19 protein-coding genes, 1 tRNA gene and 2 riboswitches are annotated in these 20240 nt (G+C 59.6%); of the genes, 11 read left to right on the top strand and 9 right to left on the bottom strand.

The features are described 5' to 3' along the window. The first annotated feature begins 50 nt into the window (after nucleotides 1-50). The 5 genes from argB (at nucleotide 51) to GRI38_RS11165 (ending at nucleotide 3725) form a co-directional block, all read left to right on the top strand. Nucleotides 51-956, top strand: coding sequence for an acetylglutamate kinase (gene argB / locus GRI38_RS11185; RefSeq protein ID WP_160683823.1), 906 nt, complete (start codon nucleotides 51-53; stop codon nucleotides 954-956). 132 nt (nucleotides 957-1088) lie between these two features. Continuing rightward, nucleotides 1089-1364, top strand: coding sequence for a YggT family protein (locus GRI38_RS11180; RefSeq protein ID WP_160683820.1), 276 nt, complete (start codon nucleotides 1089-1091; stop codon nucleotides 1362-1364). A gap of 7 nt (nucleotides 1365-1371) precedes the next feature. Beyond that, nucleotides 1372-2271, top strand: a complete 900-nt coding sequence (folD, locus tag GRI38_RS11175) for a bifunctional methylenetetrahydrofolate dehydrogenase/methenyltetrahydrofolate cyclohydrolase FolD (protein ID WP_160683817.1) — start codon at nucleotides 1372-1374, stop codon at nucleotides 2269-2271. Between the two features lie 46 nt (nucleotides 2272-2317). Continuing rightward, nucleotides 2318-3088, top strand: a complete 771-nt coding sequence (locus GRI38_RS11170; protein ID WP_160683814.1) for a hypothetical protein — start codon at nucleotides 2318-2320, stop codon at nucleotides 3086-3088. Between the two features lie 13 nt (nucleotides 3089-3101). Next, nucleotides 3102-3725 (top strand): MarC family protein, encoded by a 624-nt coding sequence (locus tag GRI38_RS11165; protein ID WP_160683811.1) that lies wholly within the window; start codon nucleotides 3102-3104, stop codon nucleotides 3723-3725. A 30-nt stretch (nucleotides 3726-3755) separates the two neighbouring features. Here the strand turns inward: GRI38_RS11165 and GRI38_RS11160 are convergent, their stop codons facing one another. Further along, the gene (locus tag GRI38_RS11160; RefSeq protein ID WP_160683808.1) at nucleotides 3756-4364 is read right to left on the bottom strand and encodes an LON peptidase substrate-binding domain-containing protein; all 609 of its coding nucleotides are present in this window, start codon (nucleotides 4362-4364) and stop codon (nucleotides 3756-3758) included. Nucleotides 4365-4367: 3 nt separating this feature from the next. Further along, complete coding sequence (locus tag GRI38_RS11155; RefSeq protein WP_160684326.1) at nucleotides 4368-5297, bottom strand: tetratricopeptide repeat protein; 930 nt, start codon at nucleotides 5295-5297, stop codon at nucleotides 4368-4370. A 205-nt stretch (nucleotides 5298-5502) separates the two neighbouring features. On the opposite strand from GRI38_RS11155, the gene GRI38_RS11150 reads away from it, so the two are divergent. From GRI38_RS11150 to GRI38_RS11140, 3 genes are all read left to right on the top strand, one after another. Next, nucleotides 5503-5577, top strand: a tRNA-Gly gene (locus tag GRI38_RS11150). Between the two features lie 516 nt (nucleotides 5578-6093). Beyond that, entirely contained in the window at nucleotides 6094-6387 is a 294-nt protein-coding gene (locus GRI38_RS11145) for a putative quinol monooxygenase (protein WP_160683805.1), read from the top strand. Nucleotides 6388-6699: 312 nt separating this feature from the next. Next, nucleotides 6700-6969, top strand: coding sequence for a hypothetical protein (locus GRI38_RS11140; RefSeq protein ID WP_160683802.1), 270 nt, complete (start codon nucleotides 6700-6702; stop codon nucleotides 6967-6969). 319 nt (nucleotides 6970-7288) lie between these two features. Here GRI38_RS11140 and GRI38_RS11135 read toward each other — a convergent pair whose 3' ends face one another. From GRI38_RS11135 to GRI38_RS11120, 4 genes are all read right to left on the bottom strand, one after another. Further along, on the bottom strand, nucleotides 7289-8185 hold the full coding sequence (locus GRI38_RS11135) for a DUF1259 domain-containing protein (RefSeq protein WP_237487512.1): 897 nt from the start codon (nucleotides 8183-8185) through the stop codon (nucleotides 7289-7291). Between the two features lie 44 nt (nucleotides 8186-8229). Next, nucleotides 8230-9624, bottom strand: coding sequence for a chromate efflux transporter (chrA, locus tag GRI38_RS11130; protein WP_202389964.1), 1395 nt, complete (start codon nucleotides 9622-9624; stop codon nucleotides 8230-8232). A 307-nt stretch (nucleotides 9625-9931) separates the two neighbouring features. Next, nucleotides 9932-10099, bottom strand: coding sequence for a hypothetical protein (locus GRI38_RS11125; protein ID WP_158586864.1), 168 nt, complete (start codon nucleotides 10097-10099; stop codon nucleotides 9932-9934). Continuing rightward, nucleotides 10096-10350 (bottom strand): helix-turn-helix domain-containing protein, encoded by a 255-nt coding sequence (locus GRI38_RS11120; protein ID WP_160683799.1) that lies wholly within the window; start codon nucleotides 10348-10350, stop codon nucleotides 10096-10098. Before GRI38_RS11120 ends, GRI38_RS11125 begins: the two co-directional genes overlap by 4 nt. A 1106-nt stretch (nucleotides 10351-11456) precedes the next feature. Then, a riboswitch (cobalamin riboswitch) is annotated at nucleotides 11457-11688 on the top strand. A 176-nt stretch (nucleotides 11689-11864) separates the two neighbouring features. Here GRI38_RS11120 and GRI38_RS11115 point away from each other — a divergent pair. The 3 genes from GRI38_RS11115 to GRI38_RS11105 are packed head-to-tail and all read left to right on the top strand — an operon-like array spanning nucleotide 11865 to nucleotide 15293. Next, nucleotides 11865-13796: a TonB-dependent receptor plug domain-containing protein gene (locus tag GRI38_RS11115; RefSeq protein ID WP_037447551.1), complete on the top strand. Its 1932-nt coding sequence runs from the start codon at nucleotides 11865-11867 to the stop codon at nucleotides 13794-13796. Nucleotides 13797-13807: 11 nt separating this feature from the next. After that, nucleotides 13808-14362, top strand: a complete 555-nt coding sequence (locus tag GRI38_RS11110; RefSeq protein WP_051749615.1) for a hypothetical protein — start codon at nucleotides 13808-13810, stop codon at nucleotides 14360-14362. A gap of 1 nt (nucleotide 14363) precedes the next feature. Beyond that, complete coding sequence (locus tag GRI38_RS11105; protein WP_037447548.1) at nucleotides 14364-15293, top strand: cobalamin-binding protein; 930 nt, start codon at nucleotides 14364-14366, stop codon at nucleotides 15291-15293. Between the two features lie 103 nt (nucleotides 15294-15396). Then, nucleotides 15397-15597, top strand: a riboswitch (cobalamin riboswitch). A 208-nt stretch (nucleotides 15598-15805) separates the two neighbouring features. On the opposite strand, the gene GRI38_RS11100 is transcribed toward GRI38_RS11105, so the two are convergent. From GRI38_RS11100 to GRI38_RS11090, 3 genes are all read right to left on the bottom strand, one after another. Further along, nucleotides 15806-16563, bottom strand: a protein-coding gene (locus GRI38_RS11100) for an IS5 family transposase (protein ID WP_160683796.1) whose coding sequence is annotated in 2 segments (ribosomal slippage) — nucleotides 15806-16227 and nucleotides 16227-16563 — 759 coding nt in all. Because the reading frame shifts where the segments join, the coding sequence is not laid out codon by codon here. A gap of 681 nt (nucleotides 16564-17244) precedes the next feature. Continuing rightward, nucleotides 17245-18183 carry a HEPN domain-containing protein gene (locus GRI38_RS11095; RefSeq protein WP_119587875.1) on the bottom strand — a complete coding sequence of 313 codons (939 nt, stop codon included), beginning with the start codon at nucleotides 18181-18183 and terminating at the stop codon, nucleotides 17245-17247. A gap of 383 nt (nucleotides 18184-18566) precedes the next feature. Beyond that, nucleotides 18567-19859: a tyrosine-type recombinase/integrase gene (locus GRI38_RS11090; RefSeq protein ID WP_160683793.1), complete on the bottom strand. Its 1293-nt coding sequence runs from the start codon at nucleotides 19857-19859 to the stop codon at nucleotides 18567-18569. Nucleotides 19860-20240 lie beyond the last annotated feature (381 nt).

The following is a 20240-nucleotide window of genomic DNA, read 5'->3' as shown; positions in this document are numbered from 1 at the left end:
GTCTCTTGCCCACTTCCTAACGCGAAGCCAAGCCGCTATGCGCCGGGCGCATGACTGGCAAGCCCGAAACCCCGTTGCGCTCGAAGGCCGAAGTGCTGATCGAGGCGCTGCCCTATTTTCAGCGTTATGCGGGGCGCACCTTCGTCGTGAAATATGGCGGCCACGCGATGGGCGATGCGCGGGCGGCGCGCGACTTCGCCGAGGATATCGTGTTGTTGAAAGCGGTCGGCATCAATCCCGTCGTGGTTCATGGCGGAGGACCTCAGATCGGCGCGATGCTGAAGAAGCTCGGCGTCGAAAGCGAGTTCGTCGATGGCTTGCGGGTTACCGACAAGCAGACGGCGGAAATTGCGGAAATGGTCCTGTCGGGGGCGATCAACAAGCAACTGGTTGGCTGGATCGCACAGGCGGGCGGCAAGGCGATCGGCATATCGGGCAAGGATGGCAATCTCGTTCGCGCCGAAAAGGTCGAGCGCACGGTGAAGGACCCGGACAGTCTCATCGAACAGGCGATCGACCTGGGCTTCGTGGGAAAACCTGCCGAAGTCGATACGACACTGCTGGAAACGGCGAGTGCCAGCGGCATGATCCCGGTCGTTGCGCCGATCGGCGCCGATGGCGAAGGACATACCTACAACATCAATGCAGATACGATGGCAGGCGCCATCGCCGGAGCATTGGGGGCTGCGCGCCTGTTCCTGTTGACCGACGTTCCCGGAGTGCTCGACGGGGACGGCAATCTCCTCAGCGATCTGACGCCGAGCGACATCCGCAAGCTGACGGATGACGGCATCGTCAAGGGCGGCATGATCCCGAAGCTCGAAACCTGTATCGAGGCGGTCGATGCGGGTTGTGAGGCTGCGGTCGTGCTCGATGGCCGCGTGGCCCATGCCATGCTGCTCGAGTTCTTTACTTCGCGGGGGGCGGGTACCCTTATCCGGGCGGAAAACACGTAAGGTTCGATTTGGCAAACTTGCGAAAGCGTCTTATATCCTCAACACACCATTTCCCGTACCCCTCCATCGACCGGTCGCCATCGTCACCTGCTGCGACCGGTTCGCAATCATACCAATCGAGGCAAGTCGTTCATGATCGCACTCATCAGTATTCTCAACATGATCATCAACGTGATCGTCATGCTGGTCATCATCCAGTTCGTGATCGGCCTGTTGTTTGCTTTCAACGTCATCAATCGCAGCAACGAGTTTCTTGCGCAGGTCTTCAATTCGATCAACGCGCTGCTGGAGCCGCTATTGAAACCCATAAGGCGGTTCTTGCCCGCAACGGGATCGATCGATTTCTCGCCGCTGGTGCTGATCCTGCTGCTGAATGGTATCGTCATCATCCTCTCGAGCCTGGCGTAGCCGATACATGAGCAAGGCAGAGCGGATCGACGGAAAGGCTTTTGCAGCCGATCTGCGCGAGCGGGTCGGTGCACTCGCCGTGACATTCGAGCAGCAGGCGGGACGCAAGGCCGGGCTGGCCGTCGTTCTCGTGGGTGAGGACCCGGCGAGCGAGGTTTACGTCCGGTCCAAGGGCAAGGCGACGGTAGCCGCCAATATGAACAGCTTCGAGCATCGGCTGCCTGCAGATGTCGATGAGAAGACGCTTCTCGAACTTGTCGAGCGGCTGAACGAGGACGAAGCCGTCGATGGCATCCTCGTCCAGCTTCCCTTGCCGGATCACCTCGACGAGCAGGCGGTCATTGCTGCGATAGATCCGGACAAGGATGTCGACGGGTTTCATGTCATCAATGCCGGGCGGCTGTCCGTCGGGCAGCCGGGCTTCGTACCGTGCACTCCGCTGGGCTGCATGATGATGCTGATCGATCGATTGGGAGACGATCTGTCCGGCCTCGACGCGGTCGTGATCGGTCGGTCGAACATCGTCGGCAAGCCGATGGCGCAAATGCTACTCGATGCGAATGCGACCGTGACGATCGCGCACAGCCGAACCAAAAACCTACCCGAAGTCGTACGCCGGGCGGACATCGTCGTGGCTGCCGTCGGGCGACCCGAGATGGTCAAAGGCGATTGGCTGAAGGAGGGCTCAACCGTGATCGATGTCGGGATCAATCGCCTTGCGCCGGAGCCCGGTATGACGAAGGGACGACTGGTCGGCGACGTCGCCTATGACGAAGCAGCGGAAAAGGTTGCCGCGATCACTCCCGTTCCCGGCGGTGTCGGACCGATGACCATAGCCGTCCTGCTGCGCAACACGCTGGTCGCCGCGCATCGCAATGCCGGTCTGGATGTTCCTGGCGACCTTTGACGACATCGCCTTCGACAAGGTGGGGGCGAGGGGCTAGGGACGGTCCATGATCAAGCACTATTTCGCACTTCTTTCGCTGGCCTTTGCCCTGTCGGCCTGCGCCGGAAGTCGCGAGCCGCGCATACCCGACCGCGTCATCAACCGCGCCCTGGCCGGTGCGACCGGAGAAGCGCAGCCGAGCCGCATTATCGCCCGCGAAATCGCCTTTGCCCGCGCCGCACGCGACGATGGACAGTGGACGGCTTTCCGGGAATTCGCTGCGCCCAATGCCCTTATCCATGGGCGAAACGGACCGATCGTGGCCGAGCCATGGCTAGCCAGTCAGGACGACCCGGACGAAGCGGTGCGGTGGGAGCCGCGCGCGATCTGGATGAGCTGCGACGGATCGCTTGCAGTAAGCCAAGGGCGTTTTCGCGAGCCGGGCGGCATCGTAGGCGACTTCGTCACCGTCTGGGAGCGGCAGCCCAACGGAGAATATCTCTACACCTACGATTTCGGAGCGCCGGACAATCCCCAACCTGTCGCTCCCCCCAAACAGCCGGCCATCGGCGAAAACGACATCGTGGTTACGGCAATGAACATGGTCGAGGGCAATGTCAGCCAATGCGCGACGCGCGGCACGACGATACCTGCGCCGCCCGCGCTGACAACGCCCGCAAACGCGCAAGTCAGCTCTACCCTGTCCGACGACCGGACGCTTCGCTGGACCTGGCAGCACGGACCGGCTCAGCAACGCAGCGTTACCGTCGACTGGATCGTCGATGGCGCATGGCAGCAGGCGCTGTCATTCACCGCGCCAGAGCCGCTTGAGAATTGACGCGATACCCGCAATGCTCGAACTCTTCATCTCCGCTTTCGTCACGCTGTTCGTGGTCATCGATCCGCCCGGCTGCGCGCCAATCTATGCCGGGCTGACCAAGGATGCGAGCGCGGCCGAAGCGCGCAGCATGGCGATCCGCGCCTGCCTTATCGCGAGCGCTATCCTGCTGGGCTTTGCCCTGTTCGGAGAGCAACTCCTGTCGGCATTGCACATCGAACTCGACAGTTTCCGGATTGCGGGCGGCCTCATGCTATTCTTTATCGCGTTCGAAATGGTTTTCGAAAAACGCACGCAGCGGCGGGAAGAACGGGCCGAAAGAGTAGCGGCAACGCCCGAGGTAGAGGACGTTTCGGTCTTTCCGATGGCGATGCCGATGCTGGCCGGTCCTGGCGCGATCGCCGCGATCATGCTGCTGATGAACAATGCCCGCGGGACCGAGCAATCCCTCGCAGTGCTCGGGGCGCTGGCCTCCGTCCTGATCCTGACGATGCTGGCGCTCATTGCTGCCGGACCACTGATGCGGATTTTCGGCGATCGGGTGGAAGCGGTCATCACGCGCCTGCTCGGCGTGCTTCTCGCAGCCTTGGCGGCACAATATGTGATCGATGGTCTGCGGGGCAGTTTCGGCGTCTGACGAGGACGAAATGATGCGAGACGCCGGTCGCTACTGCAAGGTGACGCGGCCCTCGTCGTCACCGTCATGCAGTCCGAAGAATTGCATGAGCTGGACCAGCAACTCGCAACGCGCCGCGAGATCCGGCGCCTCCAGCAGTGCCTGCTTTGACGCGGCATCGAACGGCGCGATCTGCGCGATGCCGTTCACCATTGTCATGTCGTCAAGCCGGGTGACGGAGTCCCAGTCGACACGGTAACCCTGCGCTTCGGCGAAGAGCCGCGCCTCGCTTTCGAGGCCCGCCCGCTCGACGCTGGACAAGGCCTCGTCGTGATCGTCTTCCAGCAGGTCTGCATCGACCTGCCGGAACGGCGTCGTCACATCGAGCTCACGATTGATGCGAAAGCGGCTCTCTCCCTGTAGGACGATATTGTACCTGCCGTCGTCCATTGCCTCGAACTCGCCGATCCGCCCGACGCATCCCACGGAATAGAGGGGCGCGCCTTCCTGCCGTGCCTGCGGCTGGATCATCGCAATTCGCCGGTCGCGCGCAAGGGCATCGCTGACGAGAGCGCGATAGCGCGGTTCGAACAGATGAAGCGGCAATTGCAATCCGGGAAACAGGATCGCGCCCGTGAGTGGGAAGATCGACAGTCGCACCGCTTATCCGAACAGGATGCGCGACAGCCGACGCCGGTTCTCCACCGTCCAGGGGTCTTCCAGCCCAGCGGCCTCGAAGAACTGCAACAGCTTCGCCTTGGCGGCTCCCTCGTTCCACTCGCGGTCGGCCCGGATCATGGAGAGAAGCTTGTCGGCGGCCTCGTTGCGCTTGCCCGCTGCGAAGGCGGCCTCGGCGTAGGCTAGGCCTTTATCCATGTCGTCCGGATTGGCTTCGGCTTCTTCGCGGAGCCGGGCAAACTCGCCTTCGTCGGGCTTGTTGTCGGCGAACTCGAGCGCGGTGCGGGCCTGCTGGATGGCCGGATCGGTCGCAACCGCCGGGTTCGTCTCTGCCTGTTCGAGAATCGCGCGGGCTTCATCGAGACGCTCGGCAAGGACCAGCGCCCGAATGAGGCCGGCATGGGCAGAAGCGTTGTCTGCCGCCATGTCGACCACTTGGGCGAAGATGCCTGCGGCCCGCTCGGCATCGCCATCGGCCAGGACCTGCTCGCCCATGGTGACGAAGCGGTCGATATCTTCCTTGCTCGGTTGTCCGGGTGCTGCGCCGTTGCCCGAGCCGCCGTCGATGGGCAGCTTTTCGAGCAACTGATCGAGCACTTGCTTCAGTTGCGATTCGGACCGCGCCTGCGTCAGGTCGGCGACGGGCTGGCCCTGGAACATCGCGTAGATCGTCGGGATGGATTGAACCTGGAACTGCGAAGCGATGAACTGTTCGGCATCGACGTCGATCTTCTTGAGGACCACGCCCTTGTCGGCGTAGTCGGTCGCGACCTTTTCGAGCATCGGCGCGATCGCTTTGCACGGGCCGCACCAGTCGGCATAGAAGTCGAGGATGACGAGGTTCGTCATCGAGGGTTCGACCACCTCGGTCTTGAACTTCTCTACCGCCTTTTGCTCGTCGAGATTGAGGCCCATGCTTGCCAAGTGCTGCTCCTGTCGTGTCTTTGTCCGGATGCGTCCTATGTGGGCGTTCGGGCGGATATGTGAAGGGCGCGGATAGCATGCATGGCGGCGCGCGCGAAAAGCCAATTTTGTCCTTGCCGCATATACGCCTCGCTGCTAATTGCCCGCTTCCTCACCGGGACTTCGCCGATTCATAGCGGCCCGGTTGCGTCAGTGAGCGGGCGTAGCTCAGGGGTAGAGCACAACCTTGCCAAGGTTGGGGTCGGGCGTTCGAATCGCCTCGCCCGCTCCATTTTTCTTTAGAAAATTGAACCGCTTAAGCGGATCGCAAGTTGGCGAATTCTGCTTCCCCGCTCTGTCGGTTGCTCCGGGGAAGCGCGGGGGAAGCACAAATCGGAGTTTCGTGGCGCACTCTGGCGTTTGCATTGCGACACACTGAACCTCCCGATTCCAAGGTGCAAGGATTGGTTTGGCGTGTGTCCAGCTTGGAGTGCGATCAGTGAAGGTGTCCAATCTGATTACCCAATTCGCTTGTAATTTGAAGCGGCGGAATTGGGGCCGATTTCGGACTGACCGGTTTTGGCAGCGGAATGGACTTAGCGGACGTTCATTTGCGGCATCGCGCTGAATGTGATCGCCCTTATGTCCGTGATTGCAGTGACCTCCGCGCCGGTTCTAAGCGCAGTGCGGGTTGCCGACACTGAACCCCCGTTTTCAAAATGCATGGTCGGCGCGCGGGCCCCTTTCGACCTACTTGTTCGTTATAGCGTTGGCCGACTTACCCGGCCGCACCATCTAGGAGGTGATCATGCCCAAACTAGCTCTTTACGTGCCTTTGAAGGCCAAACCCGGCAGGGAGAGTGACATCGCTGCTTTCCTCAAGTCGGCACTCCCGCTCGTGCAAGACGAGCCCGGCACGCTGACATGGTATGCGATCGAAGAAGGCCCCGGCGCTTACGCCATCTTCGATACCTTTGACACTGAGGAGGATCGACAGGCTCATCTCGACGGTAAAGTGGCTGCTGCACTAATGGAAAAGGCGGAAGATTTGTTCGCCGAGCCGCCTCAGATCCATAAGCTCACGCTTCTAGCCGCGAAATAGGGCGCGCCCGCCGGTCCTGTCATTTCGATTTGATGTCGAAGCAACGGCTGCTTGTGGGTTTAACCGCTTCTGCCGAGTGTAACTGCTGTAAAGGCACGTTGATGGCCAGCCATTTTTGGGCCGTTTCCGGAATGTCGGCTGTGAAGCTCCGGACAGGGCAAAGCTGACGGTCCGTTGGGTTTCTGCCTCGGCCAGTAGCCTCTCTTATTTTACACCAGACATGCCCCGCCACATTGCCGGCAAAATTCGCCGGTCATTTGTGCGGCGTCGATGCGATTTACACGGATGCCCTTCTGCAATATCCAGCAGTATATGAGCAAACGCGACCCTAACCTTGTCACTTCCGGCCTATCGGGTAGCCAATCGAAAGATGGGGTTTCTGTCGAGGTGAACATTTTTCGTCTGGAGGACGAAGGTCAATGGACCCTCGAAGTCGTCAATGAGAAGGGTACCTCGATCGTTTGGGATGCCCAGTTCGCAGATGATGACGCGGCATTCAGGGCGTTCGAGCAGGTAGTCGCTGATGAAGGTATGGCGACCTTTCTTGATAGCGCCAATGTCATCCCATTTCCCGGCCAGTGAAAGTGACCAGAATTCCCGTGAACCAATCCGACGTATGAATCGTCTGACCGGCTTGGTTTCGGGCGCCGGTAGTTTAGCTGCCATATCGTGGCGAGTTCTGGGCCGCTTCGAGACAGTCTGGTTTCGGGAGCTTTCCTAAGAAAACGGACAATCCGGTCGCGATTCAAATCGCGGCGCCGTGTCCCATCCACATCGCATTCAAAGACAAGCCCACCAGCTAGCGACATAACTCACGTTCCCTGCCATTTCGAAGACAATGCCTGTCGCAATGAGGTGCAAGCGATCGCTGCCTTACTGATTTTTATCGGAATGGTTGCGCCTATCCGGTTTCGGCCTGTGCGTTACGGGCAGCAGCAATCGCCGCTGCAAGCTCTTTTGCTGGACCCACTCCCCAGTAGTGGAGGAAGTAAAACATCGGTTCACCGCCGATCATGTGGTTATGCAATGCTACGATATGGATATCCCGCTCGCGCAGTGCGCGGAGCACGGGCTGGACTTCGTCCTCGGTCATGATGAAGTCACCATCCACGGCGGCAAGGTCGTTGGTGCCCGAGAACGCCGCCCAGGTCGTAAGCCCCATCGAACCACCGATCTCAACGCCGTGCATGCGGCCTTGGCGAGCGAAGGTGTATTTCACGACACCATCGGCGATGCTTGGCTCGGTGCCCAAGATTTCGCTCAGCGCCAGGGCTTCGATCGTGCCGTTTGCATCCGGCGTCATGCCACCGAAACTGCGCTGCGGCGTCGGCGAGGCGGCGCGCACTTCCTTGATGGCATCCCAGACGGCTTTTACACCCGCTGCCATCTTGGCGGTTTCCCCATGCCCGCCGATATGCATAAAATAGACCGGCGGATCGTCGAATATGAAATGATTGTGCAGCGCGGTGACGGTCAACCCGTTGGCGAGGGCAGCGTCCATCGCGGCTGTTATCTCATCCTCGAATACGACCGTGTCGCCCATGACCATCACTCCGCCATCGACGGGTTTGAAGGCAGCCCATGAGCCGAGACCTGCCGGGGGATCGAGGCGCATGCCGTCGACCATCACCGGCACGTCGGCGCGCGTCCAACCGATGCGTGCGACCCCATCGTCGGTCATGGTGACCTCCGAGTGCGATGCCTCGAAAATCAGTGCCTCGAGATTGCCGAGATTATCCTGCGCGTGAAGAGCCGCCGACATCGCTGATAGCGATAGAGCCAAGCCGCCGACGAACAATGTTCTGCGTAATTGCTTCATCTTAGTTCTCCTTGGATGTGATTTCAGGTGCCAGCCATCATTGCGAGGTAATACAGCGACCCAATGAGTGCGCTCACGAAGAGAACGAGCAACATCCCGATCTTGAAGCGCAGCATGGCGATCAGGGCCGCAGCGGCAATGACGACGGAGGCGACGTCGATCGTGGCGAAGTCCGGCACGAGCAGGCGTGCGCCGTAACCTCGAACCTCGTCAAGCCGTGCGAAGGCAACGTGCAGCGCAAACCAGATGGCAAGGTTTAGGATCACACCGACGACTGCTGCCGTCACCGCCGAAAGCGCCGCTGTCAGAAGCTTCACGCCGCGCAGTTTTTCGATAAATGGCGCACCAAGGAAAATCCATAGGAAGCACGGCACGAACGTGACCCACGTGACGATGACCGAAGCCGCGATGCCCGAAACCACCGGGCCTAACATGTCTGCTTCGCGATATCCCCCCATGAACCCCACGAATTGGACGACCTGGATCAGTGGACCCGGCGTGGTCTCCGCCATGCCCAACCCATCGAGCATTTCACCGGGGGCAAGCCAGCCATGCGTCTGCACGGCTTCCTGCGCCATATAGGCCAGCACGGCATACGCGCCCCCGAATGTCACGACCGCGAGCTTGGAGAAGAAAACCGCCAGTTCCGTGAACACGTGATTTGGGCCAACAAGAAGGATCAGCGCAATTATGGGAGCTGCCCAGATGCTGCCCCAGATCAAGGCCGTGCGGACTGCTCCGCGCCATGTAGGCTGCGCTTTCGCCATACCGCCTGTATGAAGCACGGCTTCCGGCTCGCTCTCCCCGTCCTCGGTCGTTTCACGGGCGCGAATGACCAGAAACCGTGCAGGATCGAAATGCCCTCCAAGAAAACCGACCAGCGCGGCGGCCGCGATAATCAGCGGGAAAGGTGCATTGAATGCGAATATCGCCACGAAGGCTGCGGCGGCAATCAGATACATGGGCCAAGTTTTCAATGCCCTTTTCCCGATGCGCAGCAGGGCCTCGATGACTATGGCGAGCACCGCCGCCTTAATGCCGAAGAAAATCGCCTGGACGAAGCTGGCCTCCTGAAAACTGGCATAGAGCACGCTAAGCGCCATAATGCTGAGGAAGCCGGGAAGGACGAACAGGCATCCTGCGACGAGGCCACCGCGAACGCCGTGGAGCAACCAGCCAATATAGGTGGCAAGCTGCATGGCTTCCGGTCCGGGCAGGAGCATGCAGTAATTGAGCGCATGCAGGAACCGGTTCTCCCCGATCCAGCGCTTTTCATCGACTAGAATGCGGTGCATCACCGCGATCTGGCCCGCTGGTCCACCAAAGCTCAACGCGGCCACGCGCGCCCAGACACGCACCCCTTCGGAAAACGGGATCGGAGTTTGTTCTACGGAACCTGAATTAGCGGGAGAATTCATCAACGCGTCCTTCGCACACAGCTCATCGAGCCGGACTTGGGCGCATTGCCTTACCGGGCGCCGGAATAAGTGCCCGAAGTCAAACTGCTAGATCATTGATCTGGTGTTGTCAAAAGCCTTACGCGAACAGTCTGCCTTGCACTTGGAGAATGTCGGCTTTCGAGATCGGCATTTGTATCTCCGATTTCCGAATTGAGGGCACGAAGCCGCCCTCAGCTACTACCTAGTCCAGTGGCAGGTTTCAGGATCGCGACGAGACCGATCAAATGTCCAATATTGGGGCGCGTAGCTGCCATAGCCAGAGAGCCTAGGATCGCTGCGAAAGCGCAATCACCAATCTGGCGGCCAGCGCTTCTTCTGCGTTTGCACGCCGCGCTTTGATCTTCGAGACCAGCTGACGTTTGGAATGATCTGGCATGCTCACGATTGCGGCAAGCACCACAGCTTTCAGCAAGTCAGGATGCGCCGTAATCATATAGCGGTCCCCGGTACCTGATCGGCAGGACGACGTAGCCGCTCAACCAGCGAGCGCAGGCTGGCTGTGAGCACGAGGGTTGCGCTCCCCATCTTGATGATCTCGATCTCGTCTCTGGAAATGAGCACATAGAGTGTGCTGCGTCCGATCCCGAGATAGCGAAAGGCTTCGGGTACGCGCATGGCGATCGGTTCGATGGCCTGGGGCCCGCATTGCTCGCAAGGATGCTCTGTCGTGCTCGCAGATGGCATAGCCGTCGATCCTTTCATCTTTCGGGTGATGACGGACCGACCTTGGGAAGCATGGAGGGAACAGGCCGGCCCGCCATCAGCACTGAGTATCGATCGATTAGGGCACCCTGCGCCACATGACGTTCCTACGCCGCAGCTGTCGTTCTTTCGCCGCAGCGCAGAGGCGTGGGGGCAAGCACTCCAGTCAAATGCACCGATGCTCATCGGGACGGCGAAGGACGTCCGGGCGAAAGCGGGTTACCGAACGAAAACAGCGCAGAACGCCAAGCGCCGTCGCCAATCTGTTTGATAGCAAAGAACTTTTTGAAATGAGCGCCGCAGGGGCAATATGGGTGCCGTCGCATATTACTGAACGAAACCAACCACCTGCGCCCCGACCGACGGCGGCGCTTTTATCTCGCCCTCATTTTCTTTCTTCAAATCAGACGCTTACGGACAAATACCCCACGCCGATTACGCCTGCAAGCGGAGTGCATCGCGACTGTATCCGGCGCTGCCAGCGACCTGCAGTGATAGCGTTGCGAGTGTGCTTCTGATTAGCAACCAAGCTGCAAAGTTTCTGTAGCGGCAGTGTCTAAGAGCGTCGCTAAATGATGCAACGCCAAGGCAGCGCAACGACGCGATCATCGCACACCAAGCGCCAGATATTCGGATTACGAGCGCACACGGGATACTCGACGATTGGTTGCAGCCACGCTCGTGGACGGCCTATGTGTCAGCTTCTGGGTCAATAATGTTGACGCTTTAATGTCGTGGTTTAGGGTGGGTGTGCGACGGTCGGCTTTTAGGCCGCGCATTCAATATAGAGGACATTGAACCGGCGACGAAGTTGGACCGTATGCGATCTGTCCGGCTTGCGCATTAGAAACTAAAATGCTGCCGTACGGCTTCCGACACCATTCGCGATATTTAAGAAAGGGTTGAGAATCGATCTCAGACGAAAGCGAAAGCTGGTGCCAATCCAAAGGTCGACGGATCAACATCTGGGCATTTCAGTTGGTGACCTAAACAGATACGATGGATTAAGTTCACCTACCCCCTAAAACGGCGACCATCGTCTTGCTGCGTTGCTCTGGAACTGCGCGCTTGCCGCTCATTCGACCAAAGTCTATGAGACGAGCGTCGGCAGAATCAAATGTCGATAAAGCGTGCCGGTAACGGGAACGCAGTGAGGTCTCGATAGGCCAATTCTGCGGCTGTCCCTGCAACTGTAAGCGGCGAGCGCGTAACATGGGTGGGGTTGGCTCCACAACCACTGGGCGGCAATTGTCGTCTGGGAAGGTATGTTTCGTGCGACAACCCGTGAGCCAGGAGACCGACCGGCGCGTGTCGCTCTTGCCGGGCTCATGGGATTGGCCAGGCGCGAAACGAATTTCGTCCGGGCGACGAGTAGCGGTTGGAGCCGCATCGGCAGGACTGCCGGGGGATGCACGCGTCCGTCCCTAGCAGTCTCGTCGACCGCACTCGTGCGGACGCTCCGGCCAAGTCGCCCGGCGCCCCGGAAATTCGTTCTCATGAAATACATTCACCTGTCGCTTCTGTCTTCCGTGCTTCTGCCGGCTCCATCGCTCGCTCAGACCATCGATCCCGCTGCCGATCCAGAGACATCCAACACCTCGATCGTCGTCACCGGGAACCGCGCCACCGATCCCATGCCGCTCGACCGGATCGGCGGATCGGTCACCGTCCTCGACGAGCAAATCCTCGACCGGAGGCAAGTCCGCGAGGTGTCCGACGTGCTCCGCGACGTCCCAGGGGTCGCGGTCGGACGGGTTCCCGGTCAGACACAGCTTCGGTTGCGCGGTGCTGAAGCCAACCATACGCTCGTCCTCGTTGACGGGATCGAGGTGTCGGATCCCTATGCCGGCGAGTTCGATTTCGGAACGCTTATCGCCGACGAGGCTTCGCGGATCGAGGTGCTGCGCGGACAGCAGAGCGCGATCTACGGGTCGGACGCGATCGGCGGCGTCATCCAGTACATCACTCTCGACGGCCGCGATGCGCCCGGGGCGGTCGCGCGGATCGAAGCCGGTTCGTTCGGCATGGTGAACGGTGCTGCCCGGATCGCTGGATATAGTGGCGATCTCGACTACGCGCTGTCCGCCACACTCAATACCACCGATGGCACGCCAGGCGCCCGGAACGGCACGCGCGATCTTGCGAACGACAGTGGTGCGGTGTCGCTGAAGACGACGTTCGCGCCATCAACCAATGCACGCCTCACTGGTGTATTACGCTACGCGCGCACCAATGCCGAATTCAACGACAGCGATTCCGATCCGGGAAGTCCGACCTTCGGATTCCAGGTCGATAGCCCCGGCAACCGCTTCGAGAACGAGGCTATCTATGTGCTCATCAGGGGCGAGCTAGACTTGCTCGACGATCGCTGGACCCAAGCGTTTTCGGCCCAGATCGCGGATACCCGGCGCGACGGTTTCGCTTCGACTGGACGCAGCTATGGCAGCGAGGGCCAGAGGTTGAAAGGGTCCTACGATACGACGTTGCGTATCGAGGCTGGCGGTCTGACCCACCGGGTCACGGCGGCTCTCGATGTCGAACGCGAACGCTTCCGTAACACCGATCCGACCGGCTTCGCATTCACCGGTCGCCGACAGATCGACAATGTCGGTCTCGTCGGCCAGTATGCGATCGATCTCGGAGACCGAGCGAGCGCGTCCGCATCCATCCGCAGGGACTGGAACGACCAGTTCGCCGATACAACCACGTACAGGCTTCAGGCGAGCTATCGGATCGCTGCGGCTACGCGAGTGCGCGGGGCCGTCGGATCGGGGGTGAAGAACCCCTCGTTCTACGAACTATATGGGTTCGTGGACGGCCGTTTCATCGGCAATCCCGACCTCAGGCCCGAGAAGTCGAGCGGATGGGAGATCGGGATCGACCAGTCGCTGTTCGGTGAGCGCGCTTCAATCGGGGTCACCTATTTCGAGAGCGAACTGGACGAAGAGATCTTCACTTCTTTTCCGCCCCCGAACTTCGTCGCCAGCCCTGGCAATCGCGATACCGTATCCAAGAGAAACGGCGTCGAAGTGTTCGGCGAGGCGCGCTTCGCGGAAGCTTGGCGCGTCAATGGAGCCTACACCTATCTGCGTTCCCACGAGGATGGCGCGCGCGAAGTGCGGCGGCCCTCCCATACCGCCAGCCTGGCTGTCGACTGGCGCGCTCCCAAGGATGCCGGAGGGGTCACGCTCGTTGCGCGCTACAATGGAGAGACGATCGACAGCGCTTTCATCGATCCCTCGTTCGTGCCGGTTCGCGTGCAACTGGACGACTACTTTCTGCTGAACGTCAACGCCGACGTGAGGGTGATGGATAATGTCGAGCTGTTCGGCCGAGTCGAGAATTTGACGGCCGCCGATTACGAGGATGTCTTCAGTTTCGCGACGCCCGGACGCTCGTTCGCCATTGGCGCGCGCGCGCGTTTCTAAGGAGAATTTCGATGACGGATGAAATGATAGCAAAGTCCGACATTGCGAGGTTCGCATGGCCTGTCACACTTGCCTTGGCGACGGTGGGCGGATCGCTGGTTGCCGCCTGCATGATGCCGTTCGTGGCTGTTACGATCGTGACCGCCGCGACCATGCGCCGCTCGCTCGCGTTAACGACGATCCTCGCGATCTGGGCGACCAACCAGTTGCTGGGGTTCACCGTCCTCGGCTACCCGCACACGGGATATGCGTTCGCCTGGGGCGGTGCGCTGGGCATCGCATCTATTCTCGCCATGCTCGCCGGTGCCATCATCATGGGAGAACAAAACGAGCTGAGCACCCTTCGGACATTTGGCGCCTTTCTGATCGGCTTCGCTGTTTACGAGGCTGCGCTATTCGGGTTTGCTTTGGTGGTAGGCGGGACAGAGACTTTCACGATGGCGATCGTGGGACAGATCTTCGCGAACGATGCATTATGGTTCGCAGGACTGTTGTTGGCGTCCTGGCTCCTCGCCAGAGCCGCTCCCACGCTATTCGGACCTTCTCCGCGAATACGGTTCGCCTGACATGGCGCAGCCGCGCATCGTGTCCCTCCTGCCGAGCGCGACCGAAATCGCCGTCGCACTCGGATTGGGAGAGAGCCTCGTCGGTCGCTCGCACGAATGCGATTATCCGCTTTTCGTAAAGGCATTGCCGGTCGTCACGTCGACCAGACTCGAGAAAGGACTGACGTCGCGGCAGATCGACGACCGGATCCAGGAAATCGTGAGGCAAGGACTGTCGGTATACGAAGTCGATACCGCGCTTCTGCGGGACTTGCGGCCCGACCTCATCTTGACCCAATCGCAATGCGCGGTCTGCGCGGTCACCCCTGCCGATCTGGAAGAAGCACTCGGCGACTGGATCGGAACCGCCCCGACGCTGCTGTCGCTGGCACCCGATACATTGGAAGATGTATGGAGCGATTTCGCTAAGGTCGCCGAAGCGGCGGGAATTCCCGAGCGTGCATCATCGGTCGTCGGTGACTTGAAGGAGCGGATGTCAGGGCTATCCCGAAGTAGCGCGGAGAGGATGGATCGCCCGCGTGTCGCCGCGATCGAATGGATCGATCCGCTGATGGCCGCAGGAAACTGGGTACCCGAACTAATCGAGGCGGCCGGCGGTCACCCATTGTTCGCGCGAGCCGGAGAACATTCCTCGTGGCTGAATTGGGACGACTTGATTGCCGCCGATCCCGATCTGATCGTTGCGATGCCCTGCGGATATCTGTTGCCACAAACGCTCGCCGATCTGGGGTCGCTCGTCGACCACTTCGGTTGGAAAGACCTTACCGCGGTTCGCAAAGGGAAGGTCTTTGCCGTTGATGGCCACCATCTTTTCAATCGTCCTGGCCCACGACTCGTCGAGTCGGCTGAACTGATCGCGCAGTTGGTTGGGGCGACGCCAACACAGGCATTGGAGATGGGACGGGATTGGATCTCCATCGATGGGGTTTGACGATGTTTTTCGCGCTATTCGACGCGAAACGAGCGCATCAGCCCTTGTTTTCAAAGCTGCGTACCGATACTCAAAATCAGCTGCATGCAAAGTTGCGCGCATTCAGCTTCAAGTTCGCACCGGTAACGGGAACACAGTGAGGCCCTCCAAGGTCAAATCTGCGGCTGTCCCTGCAACTGTAAGCGGCGAGCGAGAAATACTGGCGGGTCACTCCGCAACCACTGGACTGATTGTTTGGTTCGGGAAGGTGTATTTCAAGTGATGACCCGCGAGCCAGGAGACCGACCGGAGCGAGTCGCTCTTGCCTGATTCATGGGATTGGTCGGGCGCGGAATCATTTTCATCGGAGCGACGATAAGCGGCTTGGATTGCTCCGAGCACGCCCGGTCGGCGTATCGCGTCCGTTGACCAGGCTGCTCGGCCGAGGTCCGGAGATCCAAGCCACTATATCGGCGTGAAGGGCTCAGAGCCCACGGAGAAAATGCCATGTTCAAAACTAGGGTCCGGACTCATTAGAGCCACCATGTGACGAATGCTGCGATGGCGATGGTGGCCATGAAGGTCTTGATATTGCGGTCGAAGCGGGTGGCGACGCGGCGCCAGTCCTTGAAGCGGCAGAACATGCGTTCGACGACATTGCGCTGGCGGTATATCTGCCGGTCATGCTCGATCTGCACCTTGCGGTTGGACTTCGACGGGATGACCGGGGTGGTGCCGCGTTCGATCAGCCAGGAACGCAAAGCGTTGCTGTCATAGCCCTTGTCGGCGACCAGATAGTCGGATGGCGGTACGGCATTGATCGTCTGGATAGCGACCTTGGCATCGTGCGTGTTGCCCGGCGTCAGCAGGAGGACGTGCGGGCGGCCCTTCTCGTCGCAGACGGCATGGAGCTTGGTGTTGCGTCCGCCTTTGGTGATGCCGATACCATGAGCCAAGGCCCCCCTTTTGCGCCGCCGGCGGTGCGGTGGAACTTGATGCAGCTGCTGTCGATGAAGAGCCTTTCAGGGACGCCATCGACCCCGGCGAGCTGGGCGAAGATCCGTTCCCACACGCCGCGTTCGGCCCAGCGCCGGAAGCGGTTGTAGAGCGTCTTCTTCGGACCGTAGACATGTTCCGGGCAATCGCCCCAGCGACCGCCGCTCTTCAGAGCATGGACAATCCCGGAGAGCACCCGACGGTCATCGACCCTCGGCATACCACGCGTATCCTGCGGCAGAAGCGGTTCAATCCGCGCCCACTGCTCATCCGAAAACCAGAAGAAATCCGCCATCCACCACACCTCCTCACTGGAGGCAGGTGAATCACATCTCGATGCTGCTGTGAATCCCGTTTATGGGTCCGGACCCTAAAACGAAGGTTCTGGCACTCTCGGCTGCAATCGCATTTGGCTCTTCTGCCGCGGTTGCTCAGCAAACGGATATCGGGCCATTTCTACCCGAAGTGGGACAGGCCATAGCTGCGGCCGAGCAAGGTGCGCAAAACATCTGTGCTTCGAATGGCGGTCTGGCATCTTTCAACGTCATTCGCATAATCCAGAACGCCGGTTATTTCGCGGCGCAATTTGAGTATTCATGCAACGGTTGATTCTCAGGCCACTTCGCATTGAATGAGAACGATGAACGGCGCTGGCTTAAACCCGGCGCCGTTTTCGACTGCGGTTCGCGACCGCCCTTTTGTCGACCGCTGACATTCTGAATTTTTCGCGACGATTTGTTGTGTCTCGGAGAGTGTAGCGCGTAGCTGCCGCTATACGATCAACTGTTTTTGGGCGTTCAGATCTCGTACCAGAATGGCTGGGATTGAGGCGCGTTACCAACGACAACCGGTTCTTCATGAACGACCGCTTTTGGCGATAGGTCGAATGCGCTGCTACCACCGAAATGGGGTCGATAGCCGAAGGTCTGCTTCCGGCAAGCCAGATCGATAAGCTGCCGGCCAATCAAATCGGCGTCTACTGCTTATCCGGGCACGATTTGGCATCGGCTTGAAGCTTTTCGAGGCGTTCTGTGCATACATCGTGGACGACGCGACCCAGCTCTTCGACTTGCTCACCGAGCCAATCGAGTTCTTCCTTGTTGATGCGGTAGTGCTTCGAGTAGCGCGCCTTCACGTAAGCTTCCTTGAGCTTCTCGAAGCGTGCGCGATCACGCTTCGTTTCACGCGGCCAGACGTAAGTAAGACGCGGGTCGATCCGTTCAGCCTGGGTGCGCAGGAATGCAAGATTGTGGTTATGCGGCGTATAGAAGGTGCAAACGAGCAGAACGCAGTGATAAAGGCGCTCAGCCGCTTGGTGCAGTTCAAACGCTGCTTTCTTGTTCCAGCCTCTTTTCGTGGCCTCGTTCCCCTGGATGAGAAACTGCTCGGCTGACGGCATCCACTCGTCAAAATACTCCTGAGCCATCGCCAGCGCCTGTTCCAGCGTCTTCGGCTTGGGCGTATGCAGGTCGGTGTCGTCGGATTGGTAGAGCGCAACCCCGTCCTCCTTCACATCCATGAAGAAGTAGCGCCCATGTGCCAGCCCGTTATTCACCTCTTGCAGGGTATGCACGATAAAATTGACCGGCGTCTGGAGCGTACCGGTAACGCCATATTCGCGCATTAGCCGGTCATCGAGCTTCGCCCAGTACTTCACCCTGTCAGTGAGTCGCTTGTCGTTGACGATGATCAGAAGATCAAAGTCGGAGCGGTATCCCTTGGCCGTGTGAGGCTCGTCGACCCAGGTCCCGCGAGCATAGCTGCCGTAAAGAATGACCTTAAGTATCCGCCCGGCCTTCTTCCACTCATGCTTAGCGAGCGCGAAGGCATCGTCGAATTCTTCGAAGATAAGCTGCACGACGCGCTCGATCTCGCGCTGCTTTTGCGGGGGAAGATGATCGAGGTCGGTCTTCATCGTTTAATCTCTAGCAAGCAGCCGCGAAGCTTGCACCTGCCGAGTGCATAAGGCGCGCAGTGACGGCGCACCCCAAAGCGCTGAGGAGCCGCGCGCCGCTGTGCCTAGTGTTAGCAACAATCCGAGAAGGATTGTCGTTAGCATTGTTAAGGGATGCTGGAGCCAAGCATTTCTGCGGGTTTGAGGCCTGTTTCGGTTCCTGATAGTCCGAGCTTTGGGTTCCTGATAGTCCGTGAATCCCGGTTCCTGATAGTCCGAACAGACCACAGGCTTATCCACAAGGCCCATCCCCATTTCTGGAGACGGGCTTTGATTTGGAGCGCTATCCACGAGCTACCGCAGTTTTTCAATCTGACTTTTGGGCAATCTTAGCCAAGTAGGCGTCATGCAACTGCACGCAAAGCTGCCAGTGTGCGCGCTTGCTTGATCTCCCGCACGCTCCGCAACTCGCCACCGTCCAATAGTCGCGCAATCTCTGCCGCCACTTGATCCGCCGCGATGATGAGCGCGGTATCCAGGTGCACATAGCGCTGGGTTACGCCGCGCGGGGCGTGACCGAGTAGGCCCGAGATGGTCAGTTCACTGAAACCTTGCGCCGCTGCCATGCTGGCAAAGCTGTGGCGCAGGGTGTGCGGTGTCACTTTGTCCAGGCCTGCACGCGCGCAGACTCGGCCCAGCACCCGAACGACGCCTACGAAATGCCCATCGCCCCAATCCGCCGGGAAGATGAAGGGCGAATGACTGGACAAAGCCTGAGCCTCCAGCACGTGCATTGCTGAGTCTCCGGCCACGCGGATCTGCGGACCGGACTTGGTATCCGGAAAACGGACGAGATTGTCGTCGGGCTGAACCCATGCCTTGCGCATTGCCAGCACTTCCGTGCGGCGAAAACCGGTGAGAAGCATGACGCGGATCGCAGCGAGGCCGGCCGGGTGTTCGCCCTCGCGTTCCATCTGCGTCATCACCTTGCCAAGGTGACGGATTTCGCCAGCGCTCAGATATCGCTTCACCTTCTGCGAGGCCATGATGCGCACGCCTGTTGCCGGACTAACCTCAATAATGCCGAGGCGGCGGGCGTGATTGAGTAGAGCGCGAAGCGTGCTGATGGCGCGGGCAGCAACGCCTGAGCCGCCGGCCGTTTGCCCACCTCGGCTTGTGCGCCTCGCTCGGGCGGTTCGACCAGCCGCAATATCACCTTGCAAGCGTTCAATATCTGCCAATTTCAATTGGCTGACCACGCGATTGCCGATCAGCGGCTTAATGTGGAGTTCAATACGGCTTCGATCACCTGCGACCGATGACGCCTTGATGGGGCGGCGGTTTCGTCCGATCAGCCGACCGGATTCGGCCTCGGCAAGATACCAATCGCAAACTGCTGCGATTGTCAGCCCCGTACGGACCGAGTGCCGTTCGGCGGATGGGTCGGCCCCGTCGATCACAGCGGCGAGCTTCTTTTGGGCGAGGTCGCGGGCTTGCTCGACAGTCAGAACACCATATTGGCCTATAACACAGCGACGGGTCCTCGCCTCTTGGTTTCGATATTGGATGATAAATGTTTTGGTGCCGCTGGGTTTAACGCGAACGCCAAAACCGCGCAGTTCGCTGTCCCAAAGAAAGGTGTCGCGCTCTCGGTTGGATTTGAGCGCCTCGACGGTGCGTTTAGTTAGTCTGGTCATGCGATTTGTCCTTGATTTGAGTTGTCATTCCTTTCGAAGTTGCTCCTGCGCTCCGGTGGCCCACGCGCTTGATATTTGCTTCCCCACACAGGTGCAGCATGGCCGGGGAAGCAGGGGGGAAGCAGTAGGAGGGAAACCGCCGGAAATCGCAGCGTACCAATGGGGACTCGATGTGAGAAACAAGCAATTGATATTGCCTGGAATATCGTAGATTTTACTGAATACGAAAACGATAGCGAAAATGCCGAGAGGCAGTTGCCAAGGTTGGGGTCGGGCGTTCGAATCGCCTCGCCCGCTCCAGACATTCTTCGATACCATCGGTTTGTCGTTCCGTCTGTTGCAGCACATCAGATCGTGCCTGCGATTTGCCGCGCGATGTCG

The organism is Parapontixanthobacter aurantiacus, assembly GCF_009827635.1.
Taxonomy (GTDB): domain Bacteria; phylum Pseudomonadota; class Alphaproteobacteria; order Sphingomonadales; family Sphingomonadaceae; genus Parapontixanthobacter; species Parapontixanthobacter aurantiacus.
The sequence above is the reverse complement of the archived record's forward strand: the minus strand, read 5'-3'. Positions and strand labels throughout refer to the sequence as shown.

Coding starts and splice junctions, on each gene's coding strand:
- argB (WP_160683823.1), top strand. CDS start 51: ATGACTGGCAAGCCCGAAACCCCGTTGCGCTCGAAGGCCGAAGTGCTG.
- GRI38_RS11180 (WP_160683820.1), top strand. CDS start 1,089: ATGATCGCACTCATCAGTATTCTCAACATGATCATCAACGTGATCGTC.
- folD (WP_160683817.1), top strand. CDS start 1,372: ATGAGCAAGGCAGAGCGGATCGACGGAAAGGCTTTTGCAGCCGATCTG.
- GRI38_RS11170 (WP_160683814.1), top strand. CDS start 2,318: ATGATCAAGCACTATTTCGCACTTCTTTCGCTGGCCTTTGCCCTGTCG.
- GRI38_RS11165 (WP_160683811.1), top strand. CDS start 3,102: ATGCTCGAACTCTTCATCTCCGCTTTCGTCACGCTGTTCGTGGTCATC.
- GRI38_RS11155 (WP_160684326.1), bottom strand. CDS start 5,297: ATGGGCCTCAATCTCGACGAGCAAAAGGCGGTAGAGAAGTTCAAGACC.
- GRI38_RS11145 (WP_160683805.1), top strand. CDS start 6,094: ATGCCCAAACTAGCTCTTTACGTGCCTTTGAAGGCCAAACCCGGCAGG.
- GRI38_RS11140 (WP_160683802.1), top strand. CDS start 6,700: ATGAGCAAACGCGACCCTAACCTTGTCACTTCCGGCCTATCGGGTAGC.
- chrA (WP_202389964.1), bottom strand. CDS start 9,624: ATGAATTCTCCCGCTAATTCAGGTTCCGTAGAACAAACTCCGATCCCG.
- GRI38_RS11125 (WP_158586864.1), bottom strand. CDS start 10,099: ATGATTACGGCGCATCCTGACTTGCTGAAAGCTGTGGTGCTTGCCGCA.
- GRI38_RS11120 (WP_160683799.1), bottom strand. CDS start 10,350: ATGCCATCTGCGAGCACGACAGAGCATCCTTGCGAGCAATGCGGGCCC.
- GRI38_RS11115 (WP_037447551.1), top strand. CDS start 11,865: ATGAAATACATTCACCTGTCGCTTCTGTCTTCCGTGCTTCTGCCGGCT.
- GRI38_RS11110 (WP_051749615.1), top strand. CDS start 13,808: ATGACGGATGAAATGATAGCAAAGTCCGACATTGCGAGGTTCGCATGG.
- GRI38_RS11105 (WP_037447548.1), top strand. CDS start 14,364: ATGGCGCAGCCGCGCATCGTGTCCCTCCTGCCGAGCGCGACCGAAATC.
- GRI38_RS11095 (WP_119587875.1), bottom strand. CDS start 18,183: ATGAAGACCGACCTCGATCATCTTCCCCCGCAAAAGCAGCGCGAGATC.
- GRI38_RS11090 (WP_160683793.1), bottom strand. CDS start 19,859: ATGACCAGACTAACTAAACGCACCGTCGAGGCGCTCAAATCCAACCGA.